The organism is Klebsiella sp. Shm-1 (genome assembly GCF_040804525.1).
Classification (GTDB): Bacteria; Pseudomonadota; Gammaproteobacteria; order Enterobacterales; family Enterobacteriaceae; genus Klebsiella; species Klebsiella pneumoniae.
In genome coordinates, this window is record NZ_CP161823.1 from 347,853 (window position 1) to 362,608 (window position 14,756).

Consider the following 14,756-nt stretch of genomic DNA (forward strand, 5'->3'; position numbering starts at 1 on the left):
ATCATGGTTAGGCTTGAAAAAAACGATCCGCTGATGCTGGCGCGTCAATTACCCATCAAATCCGTGGCGTTGATCCTCGCGGGCGGGCGTGGCACCCGGCTGAAGGATCTCACCATTAAGCGTGCGAAACCTGCCGTTCACTTTGGCGGCAAGTTCCGTATTATCGATTTCGCATTATCTAACTGCATTAACTCAGGGATCCGCCGCATCGGCGTTATTACCCAGTATCAGTCGCACACGCTGGTGCAGCACATCCAGCGCGGCTGGTCGTTCTTCAGCGAAGAGATGAACGAGTTTGTCGATCTGCTGCCGGCTCAGCAGCGCGTGCATGGCGAAAATTGGTATCGCGGCACGGCGGATGCGGTGACGCAGAACCTGGATATCATCAGCCGCTACAAGGCCGAGTACGTGGTGATCCTCGCGGGCGACCATATTTATAAGCAGGACTACTCGCGCATGCTGATCGACCATGTCGAAAAAGGGGCGCGTTGCACCGTGGCCTGCATGCCGGTGCCCATTGAAGAGGCATCCGCCTTCGGCGTCATGGCGGTCGACGAAAACGAAAAAATCATTGAGTTTGTCGAGAAACCCGCCAACCCGCCGGCGATGCCGACCGACCCGACCAAATCGCTGGCCAGCATGGGCATTTATGTCTTTGACGCCGCCTATCTTTATGAGCTGCTGGAAGAAGACGATCGCAACGAGAACTCCAGCCACGATTTCGGCAAAGACATCATTCCGAAGATCACCGAAGCTGGCATGGCTTATGCACATCCTTTCCCGCTCTCCTGCGTGCAGTCCGACCCGAACGCCGAACCTTACTGGCGCGACGTGGGGACGCTGGAAGCCTACTGGAAGGCTAACCTCGATCTGGCGTCAGTCACGCCGGAGCTGGATATGTACGACCAGAACTGGCCGATCCGCACCCATATGGAATCGCTGCCGCCGGCGAAGTTCGTGCAGGACCGCTCCGGTAGCCACGGCATGACCCTGAACTCGCTGGTTTCCGGGGGGTGCATTATCTCCGGGTCGGTGGTGGTGCAGTCGGTGCTGTTCCCGCGCGTGCGGGTGAATTCGTTCTGTAACATTGATTCGGCAGTCTTGTTGCCAGATGTCTGGGTGGGGCGCTCATGCCGCCTGCGTCGCTGCGTGATTGACCGCGCCTGTGTTATCCCGGAAGGAATGGTGATTGGTGAGAATGCGGAAGAGGATGCACGCCGCTTCTATCGCTCAGAGGAAGGTATCGTGCTGGTGACCCGCGACATGCTGCGGAAATTAGGGCACAAACAGGAGCGCTAATGCAGGTCTTACATGTATGTTCTGAGATGTTCCCGCTGTTAAAGACGGGCGGTCTGGCGGACGTCATCGGCGCACTGCCGGCGGCGCAAATCGCGGAGGGTATCGATACGCGCGTGCTGTTGCCGGCGTTTCCCGATATCCGTCGCGGCGTGGTGGATGCCCAGGTGGTGACCCGCCGGGATACCTTCGCCGGGCGGATCACGCTGCTGTACGGCCACTTTAACGGCGTGGGGATCTACCTGATAGACGCCCCGCATCTCTATGACCGTCCGGGGAGCCCTTACCACGATACCAACCAGCACGCTTATCCCGACAACGTCCTGCGCTTTGCGCTGCTGGGCTGGGTGGGAAGTGAAATGGCCAGCGGACTGGATCCGTTCTGGCGCCCGGATGTGGTGCATGCCCATGACTGGCACGCCGGCCTGACGCCGGCCTACCTGGCGGCGCGCGGACGCCCGGCTAAATCGGTGTTTACCGTGCACAACCTGGCGTACCAGGGGATGTTTTACTCCTGGCATATGAATGACATTGAGCTGCCTTGGTCGTTCTATAACATGCATGGCCTCGAGTTTAACGGGCAGATCTCGTTTCTCAAGGCCGGCCTCTACTACGCCGACCATATTACGGCGGTGAGCCCGACCTACGCGCGCGAGATCACCGAGCCGCAGTACGCCTACGGCATGGAGGGGCTGCTGCGCCAGCGCCATCATGAAGGTCGGCTGTCGGGAATTCTCAACGGCGTTGACGACGGTATCTGGAGCCCGCAAAACGATCTGCTGCTGCCGATGCGCTACGATCGCGACACGCTGGAGGAGAAGGCGGAGAACAAGCGTCAGCTGCAGATTGCCATGGGCCTGAAGGTCGATGATAAAGCGCCGTTGTTTGCCGTCGTCAGCCGTCTTACCAGCCAGAAAGGGCTGGACCTGGTGCTTGAAGCGCTGCCGGGTCTGCTTGAGCAGGGCGGCCAGCTGGCGCTGCTGGGCGCCGGCGATCCGGTGCTGCAGGAAGGTTTCCTCGCCGCCGCCGCCGAGCACCCGGGCAAAGTGGGTGTGCAGATTGGCTACCATGAGGCCTTCTCCCACCGCATTATGGGCGGCGCCGACGTCATTCTGGTCCCGAGCCGCTTTGAACCCTGCGGCCTGACCCAGCTGTATGGTCTGAAGTACGGGACGCTGCCGCTGGTGCGCCGCACCGGCGGTCTGGCGGACACCGTCGCTGACAGTTCGCTGGAGAATCTGGCCGATGGTCTGGCGACAGGGTTTGTCTTTGAGGACAGCAATGCGCTGTCATTGCTGCGCGCTATCCGTCGCGCCTTTGTCCTCTGGTCGCGCCCGTCGCTCTGGCGCTACGTTCAGCGTCAGGCGATGAATATGGATTTTAGCTGGCAGGTTGCCGCGAACTCCTATCGCGAACTTTATCAACGCTTGATGTAACCACTGGAGTCATTGTTATGAATGTACCCTTTAGCTATGCATCACCGACGCTGAGCGTTGAGGCGTTAAAGCATTCTATTGCCTATAAACTGATGTTTATCATCGGTAAAGATCCGGCCATCGCCAACAAGCATGAATGGCTTAACGCCACGCTGTTTGCCGTTCGCGATCGCATGGTGGAGCGCTGGCTGCGCTCCAACCGCGCGCAGCTCTCCCAGGAAGTGCGCCAGGTGTACTATCTGTCGATGGAGTTTCTGATCGGCCGCACCCTCTCGAATGCGCTGCTGTCGCTGGGCATTTATGACGATGTGAGCAGCGCGCTGGCGGAGATGGGGCTCGATCTCGAAGAGCTGATCGATGAAGAGAATGACCCCGGGCTTGGCAACGGCGGTCTGGGCCGCCTGGCGGCTTGCTTCCTTGACTCCCTGGCGGCGCTGGGTCTGCCGGGACGCGGTTACGGCATCCGCTACGACTACGGGATGTTTAAACAGAATATTGTCGATGGCCGACAAAAAGAGTCTCCTGACTACTGGCTGGAGTACGGTAACCCGTGGGAGTTTGAGCGCCACAACACCCGCTATAAAGTGCGCTTCGGCGGCCGCATTCAGCAGGAAGGAAAGAAAACCCGCTGGATTGAGACGGAGGAGATCATTGCGGAAGCCTACGACCAGATCATCCCCGGCTTTGACACCGACGCCACCAACACGCTGCGTCTGTGGAGCGCGCAGGCCAGTAGCGAAATTAACCTCGGTAAATTCAACCAGGGCGACTACTTCGCCGCGGTAGAGGATAAAAACCACTCCGAAAACGTCTCCCGCGTGCTCTATCCGGACGACTCGACCTACTCCGGCCGCGAGCTGCGCCTGCGCCAGGAGTATTTCCTCGTGTCGGCCACGGTGCAGGATATCCTGAGTCGCCATTACATGTTGCATAAGACCTATGACAACCTGGCGGACAAGATTGCCATTCACCTGAATGACACCCACCCGGTGCTGTCGATACCGGAGCTGATGCGTCTGCTTATCGACGAACATAAGTTCAGCTGGGACGAGGCGTTCGAGGTGACCTGTCAGGTCTTCTCCTATACCAACCATACCCTGATGAGCGAAGCGCTCGAGACCTGGCCGGTGGATATGCTGGGTAAAATTCTGCCGCGCCATCTGCAGATTATCTTCGAGATTAACGACTATTTCCTCAAGACCTTGCAGGAGCAGTATCCGAACGATACCGACCTCCTCAGCCGCACCTCGATTATCGACGAGTCTAACGGCCGCCGTGTGCGGATGGCCTGGCTGGCGGTAGTGGTCAGCCACAAGGTCAACGGGGTGTCCGAGCTGCATTCCCGACTGATGGTGGAGTCACTGTTTGCCGAATTCGCCAAAATCTTCCCAATGCGCTTTATCAACGTGACCAACGGTGTGACGCCGCGCCGCTGGCTGGCGCTGGCCAACCCGCCGCTGTCGAAAGTGCTGGATGAGCATATCGGCCGCACCTGGCGGACCGATCTGAGTCAGCTTGATGAGCTGAAACAGCATATCGACTACCCGATGGTCAATCAGGCGGTGCGTCAGGCCAAGTTTGAGAACAAACAGCGGCTGGCCAGCTATATTGCTCAACAGCTCAATGTGGTGGTCAATCCGAAGGCGCTGTTTGATGTGCAGATCAAACGTATCCATGAATACAAACGGCAGCTAATGAATGTGCTGCACGTCATCACCCGCTATAACCGGATCAAGGCCGATCCGCAGGCCGAGTGGGTGCCGCGGGTGAATATTTTCGCCGGTAAGGCGGCCTCGGCCTACTACATGGCCAAGCACATTATTCACCTGATCAACGATGTGGCGGCGGTGATTAATAACGATCCGCAGATTGGCGACAAGCTGAAGGTCGTCTTTATCCCCAACTACAGCGTTAGCCTGGCGCAGCTGATCATTCCGGCGGCAGACCTGTCGGAACAGATCTCCCTCGCAGGCACTGAAGCTTCCGGCACCAGTAATATGAAGTTTGCCCTTAACGGCGCGCTGACTATCGGCACCCTTGATGGGGCAAACGTGGAGATGCAGGAGCACGTGGGCGAAGAGAATATCTTTATCTTCGGTAACACCGCGGAAGAGGTGGAGGAGCTACGTCGCAGCGGCTATAAACCACGCGAATATTACGAGCAGGATGAAGAGCTCCACCAGGCGCTGACGCAGATCGGTACCGGCGTCTTCAGCCCGGCAGAACCGGGGCGCTACCGCGACCTGCTGGATTCGCTGATTAACTTTGGCGACCACTACCAGGTTCTGGCGGACTATCGTAGCTATGTGGACTGCCAGGATCGCGTCGACGAGCTGTATCAAAACCCGGAAGAGTGGGCCTATAAGGCGATGCTGAATATTGCCAACATGGGCTACTTCTCTTCCGACCGGACGATCCAGGAGTACGCGAAATATATCTGGCATATCGACCCGGTAAGGCTGTAAGCCAGTCAACGCAACACAACGGGGCCATTTGACCCCGTTGTTTGATTATTGCGGTTGAACCTGGCCTCAGGCGTTTCCGCCGGCAGCGTTACGACGCTAACGACAGCTCAGACTTTCCCGCATGCTGCGCCAGCCATTCGCTGATGCGCGCCTGCTGCTCGGCAGTCAGCCACATGCCCTGTTTGGTACGACGCCAGATGGCGTCATCCAGGCTGCGCACCCACTCGTGCTCCACCAGATATTTCAGCTCGGCTTCATAAAACTCGTGGCCGAAATCTTCCCCGAGATCGCTCAGGGCGCTGGCTTCCTTCAGGATCCACTCGCTGTTGCTCCCGTAGGTGCGGGCATAATGGCGGGCCAGTGATTCACTGATGAACGGGAAGCGACGGCGCAGTTTTGCCGCGTAGTCGTCGCGGTCGCCGCCGATATCGCCGCCGGGGAGCACCGCGGTTTTGGTCCATGCCGGGCCGATCCCTTTGTAATAGGGGGTCAGTTTTTCCAGTGCATGCTCGGCCAGTTTGCGATAGGTGGTCAGCTTGCCGCCGAAGACGGACAGCAGCGGCGCCTGACCGTTCTCATCGTGAATATCCAGGGTATAGTCGCGGGTAATGGCCTGCGGCGAATCCGACTCGTCGTCGCACAGCGGACGGACGCCGGAGTAGGTCCAGACGATATCGTCCCGGCTGAGGGTCTTTTTAAAGTGCGCGTTATAGACGTTCAGCAGATAGTTGATCTCTTTATCATCAATGGCCACCGCTTTCGGATCGCCCTTATACTCGACGTCCGTCGTGCCGATGATAGAGAACTCATCCATCCACGGAATAACAAACACTATGCGTTTATCTTCGTTCTGCAGAATATAAGCCTGTTTCTGGGTATGCACCCGCGGCACCACGATGTGGCTGCCCTTGATCAGACGGATGCCGTAAGGCGAGCGCAGATGCATCCCTTCGTCGAAGAACTGTTTGACCCATGGGCCGGTGGCATTGACCAGGCCGCGCGCCTTCCAGGTAAACTTCTCACCGCTATCAATATCTTCCGCTTCCACCACCCACAGGCCATTCTCACGTTTCGCCGAGATAGCGCGGGTGCGGGTACGCACTTCGCCGCCTTTGCGGACGACCATCTGCGCGTTGGCCAGCACCAGGCGGGCATCGTCGACCCAGCAGTCGGAATATTCGAAACCGCGCACAATTTCCGGTTTAAGTACCGATTCTGCGCCAAAACGCAACCCGGTGGATCCCGGGAGGCTGGTGCGTTTGCCCAGATGATCGTACATAAACAAGCCGATACGGATCATCCATGCCGGGCGCAGATGCGGGCGATGCGGTAGGCGAAAGCGCATCGGGAAGGCGATATGCGGGGCCATTTTTAACAGCACTTCACGCTCGGCCAGCGCTTCGCTGACCAGACGGAACTCATAGTGTTCGAGGTAGCGTAGCCCGCCGTGGATCAGTTTGGAACTGGCGCTGGAGGTGGCGCAGGCGAGATCGCGCGCTTCCAGCATCAGTACGGATAAACCACGCCCGGCGGCATCTGCCGCGATACCGGCACCGTTGATGCCTCCGCCTATCACAATCAGATCTTTGGTTTCCACGTTCTTACCCTCTCACACTTTCGTTTAAGCTCATAAATGCTCGATATCGCTCACTATAGCAAACAAACGCGCTTTTGGTAACATCAAAAAAACATTTTGAAGTGATGGGTGTAACATATTGGCGTTTCTTTACCGCCTGACGGTACACTACAGGGTAAAATTGGGCCGGCCATCGCCCGTCATGACGAGAAAGAGAAGAGAATCATGGAACAGTTTGAATGCATCAATGTTGAAGAAGCGCACCAGAAACTGCATCAGCAGACGGCGGTACTGGTCGATATCCGCGATCCGCAAAGCTATGCGATGGGTCATACGCCGGGCGCGTTTCATCTGACCAACGATACGCTGGGCGCGTTTATGCGTGACAACGACTTTGACACGGCGGTGATGGTGATGTGCTATCACGGCAACAGCAGCAAGGGCGCCGCGCAGTATCTGCTGCAGCAGGGATTTGATAAGGTCTATAGCGTTGACGGCGGGTTCGACGCCTGGCATCGCCATTTCCCGGCGGAAGTGGCGCGCGGGACGTTTTAACGACTGGCAGGTATACTATCCCCCTTTGTGTGGAATAAGCGATTCGCTGCATGTTAATGATTACCTCTTTTGCCAACCCGCGGGTGGCCCAGGCGTTTGTCGATTATATGGCGACGCAGGGGATTATCCTGACCATCCAGCAGCATACCCAGAGCGACGTCTGGCTGGCTGATGAGAGTCAGGCCGGGCGCGTCAGGGCTGAGCTGGCGCGTTTTCTCGAAAACCCGGCGGACCCGCGCTATCTGGCGGCGAGCTGGCAGTCCGGACAGACCAATAGCGGGTTGCGCTATCAGCGCTTTCCTTTCTTTGCCACGCTGCGGCATAACGCCGGTCCGTTCACCTGGGCGATTCTGCTGATCTGCATCGCGGTGTTCATCCTGCAAAATCTGCTGGGCGATCAGCCGGTGATGATTTGGCTGGCCTGGCCCTACGATCCTTCGCTGCAGTTCGAAGCCTGGCGCTATTTCAGCCATGCTTTCATGCATTTCTCGCTGATGCATATTCTCTTCAACCTGCTATGGTGGTGGTATCTTGGCGGCGCGGTGGAAAAGCGCATCGGCAGCGGCAAGCTGGTGGTGATCACCGTCATCAGCGCTCTGCTAAGCGGCTTCGTGCAGCACCAGTTTAGCGGCCCGTGGTTTGGTGGCTTGTCGGGCGTGGTCTACGCGCTGATGGGCTACGTCTGGCTGCGGGGCGAGCGCGATCCGCAGAGCGGTATTTATCTGCAGCGCGGGTTGATACTCTTCTCTTTAGTGTGGTTAATTGCTGGCTGGTTTGATGTTTTCGGCATGGCGATCGCCAACGGCGCGCACGTGGCTGGTCTGGCGACCGGCCTGGCGATGGCGTTTGTTGATACCTTACATGGGCGAAAACGCGCATAAAGACTTACCGACAGGGGTCGGGTAGGCGACATTTTTCCAGGGATATTTCATGAAACAAACACAACGTCATGACGCCATTATCGAGCTGGTAAAAAAACAGGGTTACGTCAGCACGGAAGAGCTGGTTGAGCAGTTCGCGGTAAGCCCGCAGACCATCCGCCGCGACCTGAACGATTTAGCCGAACAGAAAATGATCCTCCGCCATCACGGCGGCGCGGCGCTGCCCTCCAGCTCGGTGAACACCTCCTGGCACGATCGCAAAGCGACCCAGACGGCGGAGAAAGAGCGTATCGCCCGGCGGGTGGCCAGCGAGATCCCGGACGGGGCGACGCTGTTTATTGATATCGGCACCACGCCGGAAGCGGTGGCGCACGCCCTGCTCGATCACAACGATCTGCGGATTGTGACCAATAACCTTAACGTCGCCAACACGCTGATGGTGAAAGAGGACTTCCGTATTATTCTCGCCGGCGGCGAACTGCGTAGCCGGGACGGCGGGATCATCGGGGAAGCCACCCTCGACTTTATCTCGCAGTTCCGCCTCGACTTCGGCATTCTCGGCATCAGCGGCGTAGACAGCGATGGCTCGCTGCTGGAGTTTGATTATCATGAAGTTCGCACCAAGCGGGCGATCATTGAGAATTCACGCCACGTGATGCTGGTGGTGGACCATACCAAGTTTGGCCGCAATGCGATGGTCAACATGGGCAGCATCAGTATGGTCGATGCGGTCTATACCGACGTGCTGCCGCCGGCCGGCGTGCTGAAGGTGATCACTGATAACAACCTTCAGCTGGAGCTGTGCTAAACGGCAACGGCGTCGTCAGACGCCGTATCCCATCATCTTAAGTAACTGCTGGGCATGCTGTACCGCGTCCTGCCGGTGGGCGACGCCCAGTTTCTGATACAGGTTGCGAATGTGGGTCTTGATGGTGGTGGCCGCCACGTCAAGCTCGCCGGCAATCTGCTCGTTGCTGTAACCGGAATAGATTAAGCCAAGCACCTGCCACTCGCGCTGGGTCAGCGGGCTGGTGCGGATAAGCTCCGGCACCTCCGGATGATTCAGCAGTCGCTCGACGAACCCTTCGTCAAAGTGGGCGAATTTGTGGCGATGATGCTGGTTGATGTCGCGCAGAATACGCTGGGCGCGATGCTGCTCCAGCTCCGGCAACGTGTTCAACTGGATCAGCTGGCGCAGCTGCTGGGCCATCGCCTCGCCTTCAATCACAAAGTGGTTGATAAAACCGGTGCGGTTGGCGAGCGTCAGGGCTTCCAGCAGGGCTTTCTGCGCTTCGCTCTTGCGTCCTGACTGCCAGTACAGCTGGTTGAGCAGCAGCAGGTTGCGGTTGAGATCGCTCATCAAACGCAGCGAACGCGCATTTTCGTTCAGCTCTTCCAGCACCATTTCCGCCGGTTCGAAGTCGCCCAGCAGGATCTGCGCCCGGGCAATGTTGCGCCACTGGCTCTGCAGGAAGTGGTTGTTGGCGAACTCCGGCTTTGGCGTCTGGCGCAGCCAGTTGGCCGCCGCGGTTTTATCACCGGTCATCTGCCAGTAGATCACTCGCACCTTATCGGCGTTGGAGACCCAGTCGCTGTGATAGTGACCATTACCGAGCAGGTTTTCCAGCCGGTTCAGGTGGCTGCGGGCATTATCCAGATCGCCGCGCGCCAGTGAGCACTGGACCATCAGCGCCAGGCACTGCAGCTGCTGCTGCGGCTGATAGGTGGATAGCACGTCCATCCCCTGGCGGGCGCAAGCTTCAGCCTCGTCGAGGCGCGCCCATGCCCACAGCAGCTGAGAACGGATGCGCAGCAGGAACTCATGCATCGGCAACTGCTCAAGATGCTGTTCGCGTACCAGCTGGAAGGCTTTCTCCTGGCTCTCCCAGGCGGCCTGCAGGAAGCCCTGGGCGAAGAGGATTTCGCTTTGCTGAATGATGCTCCACAGGGCGTAATGCCATACGTCATGACGGCGGGCCATCTGTTCGGTCTGCTGCATCACGGCGAGGGATTTGGTCAGCTTTCCCTTACAATGGAGAACTTCGCCATGCACCGATGTGGCGACGATGCGGCTGTAATAGTTGGCCAGCGGCAGCTCTTCCAGGGCCACCATTGACAGACGTTCCGCCTCGTCCTGGTCGCCATCGTTAATCGCCACCTGCGCGCGCAGCGCGTTGAAGTCGCCATGCATCGCGGTGTCCATTTCCACACTCATCTCCTGCTCGGCGCGCGCCAGCAGGGTATTGACTTCGCTGTAGCGATGCTGGCTCTGCATCAGCCAGGCCTGGAGCAGGATCAGGCGCGGATTTTCCAGCAGATTGGACCATGGCAGCGCCGCCAGCGACTGCTCCAGTAGCCCCAGCTCGCTATGGTTAAACATGCCCCAGGCATGATTGAGCAAGATATCGCGCAGCATTTTGGCATCGCCGGCCGCCAGCGCATGGTGGATGGCCTCGCTGGGGAAACCTTGCGCCATCCAGCTTTCCGCGGCGGCGCGGTGGATCTCCGGTAGTTCAACCGCCAGCTCCCACTGACAGCGCTGGCGCAGGAAGCTGCCAAACAGCGGGTGATAGCGGAACCATTCGCCGGAATCATCCATCCGCTGCAGGAACAGCCCCTGGCGTTCGATCTCCTCCAGCTGCATCTGGCCATTCTCTTCGCCGGTGACGCGCACGATTAACGCGTCGTTCATTGAGCGCAGCAGAGAACTCTTCAGCAAAAAGTTGCGCGTGCGGGCGTCAACGTTATCCAGCACTTCATCCACCAGATAATCCGACAGATGGCTGGCGTTAATCCCGGCGAGGCGGCGGGCGGAGTGTTGGGCGGAGGAGTTATTCTGGCGGGCGGAGAGGGCGATGAGTTGTAGCGCGGTGGCCCACCCGGCGACATCGTCGCACAGCCGGCTACTGTCGTCGGCTTCGATAGGCGATGTCAGACGACAGTCGAAAAATTGTTTCGCCTCCTGGTGGGTAAAGGCCAGCTGCTGACTGCCAATCTCCAGAAGCTGATCGCGGACGCGCAGATTGGCAATGCCCAGCTGCGGCAGGTTACGCGACAGGACCACCAGGGTCATATTCTCCGGCTGATGGCGCAGGAAAAAGCGCATCGCGTCATGGATCACCGGATTATTGATCAGATGGTAATCATCAATGACGAGATACAGCGGGCGCTGCCAGTCGGCAAGTTCAATAAACAGCTGCGCAAAAAGAGAGGAGAGACTGGCGTACTGGCGTTTTTGCACCATCGCTTCACTGGCCGCGCAGTGGTTGCCGGTAGCCTGCTGAATCGCCGCGATCAGATAGCTGGCAAAACGCTCCTGCTGGTTGTCGCCTTCGTCCAGCGAAAACCACCCAAGATCGTTTTTACCCGCGGCCCACTGAGAAATGAGCGTTGTCTTACCGTACCCGGCAGGACTGGTGATCAGCACGAGACGATAATTGTTCGCGCCGGAAAGTTTCGCCAGTAAGCGCTCACGAACCACAGTGTGTTCAAGGCGGACCGGACGACTTAATTTGGACGGAATCAACATAGTTCTACATTTCGCTGTGCAAGAGAGAGGTTGCGATTTTTTTTGCGCTTCGTAATTAATATCTAATAAGGTCGGTGATTATGAAATTTATTGCAAGTTATGTCCGAAGTTTATGCTCTTGAATTTGCTCTATGTCACAAATTTTGACATTGGCTGAGAATGGGAAAAAATCGCAGGCAGGACTGGTCGGCCGCGGTTTTCAGGCGGTAGCTGGCGGAGTGTGGGTGGATTTATTTTACGCTAAGAGTAGTTGTTTGTTTTTATTAAATTATTGTCAGCGATTTCTTAGAAGTAATCTTTTTTGCGGGTCAATGCGATGAAAGGTGCTTATTTCTTCAGGGGCCTCTATTTATTTTGTTAATAACGTGGCGAGGAACTGGAAGATTTTTTACGCGTATTGGCCTGTAACAAATTTTTAGCTACCGGAGGTAACCTCTCAATTGTCATATCGCGGTGATTTTTACAGCATATTTTTGCCTTCTCGCCCAAACTATAGTGTTCAGGATCACACTTTTCGCTCATCCCCGCCACTCCTCCCTGTCTAATCCCCGTCAGGATGAGGACGATGAATCGGGAGGTCGGCACACTAGCGCCATCGTTTTAGTAAAGGACCCGGATCTCATTATGTCACAGACTACATTTAACAAAGCTCAGTTTCAGGCTGCACTGACGCGTCAGTGGCAGCATTTTGGTTTACAGTCCGCTTCCGAGATGACACAGCGTCAATGGTGGCGCGCAGTCAGCGGAGCGTTGGCGGAACTCCTGGCGGCGCAGCCGGTAGCGAAACCGGCGCAAGGACAGCGTCACGTTAACTACATCTCAATGGAGTTTCTGATTGGTCGTCTGACCGGCAACAACCTGCTCAACCTGGGCTGGTACGAGGGCGTCAGCGACGCGCTGAAAGGCTACGATGTCAACCTCACCGATCTGCTGGAAGAAGAGACTGACCCGGCGCTGGGTAACGGTGGCCTGGGACGTCTGGCAGCCTGCTTCCTCGACTCCATGGCGACGGTGGGGCAGTCGGCGACCGGTTACGGTCTCAACTACCAGTATGGCCTGTTCCGCCAGTCATTTGACGATGGCCAGCAGATGGAAGCCCCTGACGACTGGGGGCGCAGCAGCTACCCGTGGTTCCGTCATAACGAAGCGCTGGATGTCCAGGTAGGTATCGGCGGGAAAGTCAGCAAAAACGGCGAATGGCAGCCGGCGTTCGTCATTACCGGCGAAGCCTGGGACCTGCCGGTGCTTGGCTATCGCAACAACGTCGCCCAGCCGCTGCGTCTGTGGCAGGCCAAACACGCTCATCCGTTCAACCTGACCAAATTCAACGATGGCGATTTCCTGCGCGCCGAGCAGCAGGGCATCGACGCGGAAAAACTGACCAAGGTGCTGTACCCGAACGACAACCATCAGGCCGGTAAAAAACTGCGCCTGATGCAGCAGTACTTCCAGTGCGCCTGCTCAGTGGCCGATATCCTGCGCCGTCATCATCTGGCAGGCCGCAAGCTGGCCGAACTGGCGGATTACGAAGTGATCCAGCTGAACGATACGCACCCGACCATCGCCATCCCGGAGCTGCTGCGCGTGCTGATCGACGAGCACCAGCTGAGCTGGGACGACGCCTGGGCGATCACCAGCAAAACCTTTGCTTACACCAACCACACCCTGATGCCGGAAGCGTTGGAATGCTGGGATGAGAAGCTGGTAAAAGCGCTGCTGCCGCGCCATATGCAGATCATTAAAGAGATCAACGACCGCTTTAAACAGCTGGTGGACAAAACCTGGCCGGGCGATAAGCAGGTCTGGGCGAAGCTGGCGGTGGTGCATGACAAACAGGTTCGGATGGCCAACATGTGCGTGGTGGGCGGCTTTGCTGTCAACGGCGTGGCGGCGCTGCACTCGGATCTGGTGGTAAAAGATCTGTTCCCGGAATATAACCAGCTGTGGCCGAACAAATTCCATAACGTGACCAACGGCATCACGCCGCGCCGCTGGATCAAGCAGTGCAACCCGGCGCTGGCCTCGCTGCTGGATGAGACGCTGAAAAAAGAGTGGGCCAATGACCTCGACCAGCTGATCAACCTGGAAAAATATGCTGACGATGCGGCGTTCCGTCAGACTTATCGCGATATCAAGCAGGCCAACAAAGTTCATCTGGCTGAGTTTGTGAAGCAGCGTACCGGGATTGAGATCAACCCGCAGGCGATCTTCGATATCCAGATCAAACGTCTGCACGAGTATAAGCGTCAGCACCTTAACCTGCTGCATATCCTTGCGCTGTACAAAGAGATCCGCGAAAACCCGCAGTCCGACCGCGTACCGCGCGTCTTCCTGTTCGGCGCGAAAGCGGCGCCGGGCTACTATCTGGCGAAAAACATTATTTTTGCCATCAATAAGGTAGCGGAAGCGATCAACAACGACCCGAAAGTCGGCGATAAGCTGAAGGTGGTCTTCCTGCCGGACTATTGTGTATCGGCAGCAGAAAAACTGATCCCGGCGGCGGATATCTCCGAGCAGATCTCCACCGCGGGTAAAGAAGCCTCTGGCACCGGCAACATGAAGCTGGCGCTGAACGGCGCGCTGACCGTCGGGACGCTGGATGGCGCTAACGTGGAAATCGCTGAGCAGGTGGGCGAGGAGAACATCTTTATCTTCGGCCACACGGTTGAAGAGGTGAAAGCCCTGAAAGCGAAAGGCTACGATCCGCTGAAATGGCGTAAAAAAGACAAGCTGCTCGATGCGGTGCTTAAGGAGCTGGAGAACGGCACCTACAGCAACGGCGACAAGCATGCCTTCGATCAGATGCTGCACAGCCTGCTGCAGGGCGGCGATCCGTACCTGGTGCTGGCCGATTTCGAAGCCTACGTAGCGGCGCAAAAACGGGTAGATGAGCTGTATCGCGACGAGGAGGCCTGGACCCGCGCGGCTATCCTCAACACCGCGCGCTGCGGCATGTTCAGCTCCGACCGCTCGATCCGCGATTATCAGCAACGTATCTGGCAGGCGAAACGCTAAAGG

General features: G+C 57.5%; 9 protein-coding genes. 7 read left to right on the forward strand and 2 right to left on the reverse strand.

What is annotated here, in order from left to right:
• Nucleotides 1-3 precede the first annotated feature (3 nt).
• The 3 genes from glgC to glgP are packed head-to-tail and all read left to right on the forward strand — an operon-like array spanning nucleotide 4 to nucleotide 5,197.
• Nucleotides 4-1,299, forward strand: coding sequence for a glucose-1-phosphate adenylyltransferase (gene glgC, locus AB1E37_RS01620; RefSeq protein WP_002920566.1), 1,296 nt, complete (start codon nucleotides 4-6; stop codon nucleotides 1,297-1,299).
• Nucleotides 1,299-2,732: a glycogen synthase GlgA gene (gene glgA / locus AB1E37_RS01625; protein WP_002920564.1), complete on the forward strand. Its 1,434-nt coding sequence runs from the start codon at nucleotides 1,299-1,301 to the stop codon at nucleotides 2,730-2,732. The genes glgC and glgA overlap by 1 nt, the downstream gene beginning before the upstream one ends.
• 17 nt (nucleotides 2,733-2,749) lie before the next feature.
• Nucleotides 2,750-5,197 carry a glycogen phosphorylase gene (glgP, locus tag AB1E37_RS01630; RefSeq protein ID WP_002920561.1) on the forward strand — a complete coding sequence of 816 codons (2,448 nt, stop codon included), beginning with the start codon at nucleotides 2,750-2,752 and terminating at the stop codon, nucleotides 5,195-5,197.
• Nucleotides 5,198-5,285: 88 nt separating this feature from the next.
• Here the strand turns inward: glgP and glpD are convergent, their stop codons facing one another.
• Nucleotides 5,286-6,794, reverse strand: a complete 1,509-nt coding sequence (glpD, locus tag AB1E37_RS01635; protein ID WP_002920554.1) for a glycerol-3-phosphate dehydrogenase — start codon at nucleotides 6,792-6,794, stop codon at nucleotides 5,286-5,288.
• 204 nt (nucleotides 6,795-6,998) lie between these two features.
• Between glpD and glpE the strand changes: the two genes are divergently transcribed.
• Genes glpE through AB1E37_RS01650 form a run of 3 tightly spaced genes read left to right on the forward strand, consistent with a single transcriptional unit; the run spans nucleotide 6,999 to nucleotide 9,017 of the window.
• Nucleotides 6,999-7,328 carry a thiosulfate sulfurtransferase GlpE gene (gene glpE / locus AB1E37_RS01640; protein WP_002920552.1) on the forward strand — a complete coding sequence of 110 codons (330 nt, stop codon included), beginning with the start codon at nucleotides 6,999-7,001 and terminating at the stop codon, nucleotides 7,326-7,328.
• Nucleotides 7,329-7,378: 50 nt separating this feature from the next.
• Nucleotides 7,379-8,209, forward strand: a complete 831-nt coding sequence (glpG, locus tag AB1E37_RS01645) for a rhomboid family intramembrane serine protease GlpG (protein WP_004151408.1) — start codon at nucleotides 7,379-7,381, stop codon at nucleotides 8,207-8,209.
• 49 nt (nucleotides 8,210-8,258) lie between these two features.
• A complete protein-coding gene (locus tag AB1E37_RS01650; RefSeq protein ID WP_002920548.1) occupies nucleotides 8,259-9,017 on the forward strand; it encodes a DeoR/GlpR family transcriptional regulator in 759 nt (252 codons plus the stop codon).
• Between the two features lie 15 nt (nucleotides 9,018-9,032).
• On the opposite strand, the gene malT is transcribed toward AB1E37_RS01650, so the two are convergent.
• The gene (gene malT, locus AB1E37_RS01655) at nucleotides 9,033-11,738 is read right to left on the reverse strand and encodes an HTH-type transcriptional regulator MalT (protein WP_002920545.1); all 2,706 of its coding nucleotides are present in this window, start codon (nucleotides 11,736-11,738) and stop codon (nucleotides 9,033-9,035) included.
• Between the two features lie 624 nt (nucleotides 11,739-12,362).
• Here malT and malP point away from each other — a divergent pair.
• Nucleotides 12,363-14,753 carry a maltodextrin phosphorylase gene (malP, locus tag AB1E37_RS01660; RefSeq protein WP_004151407.1) on the forward strand — a complete coding sequence of 797 codons (2,391 nt, stop codon included), beginning with the start codon at nucleotides 12,363-12,365 and terminating at the stop codon, nucleotides 14,751-14,753.
• Nucleotides 14,754-14,756 lie beyond the last annotated feature (3 nt).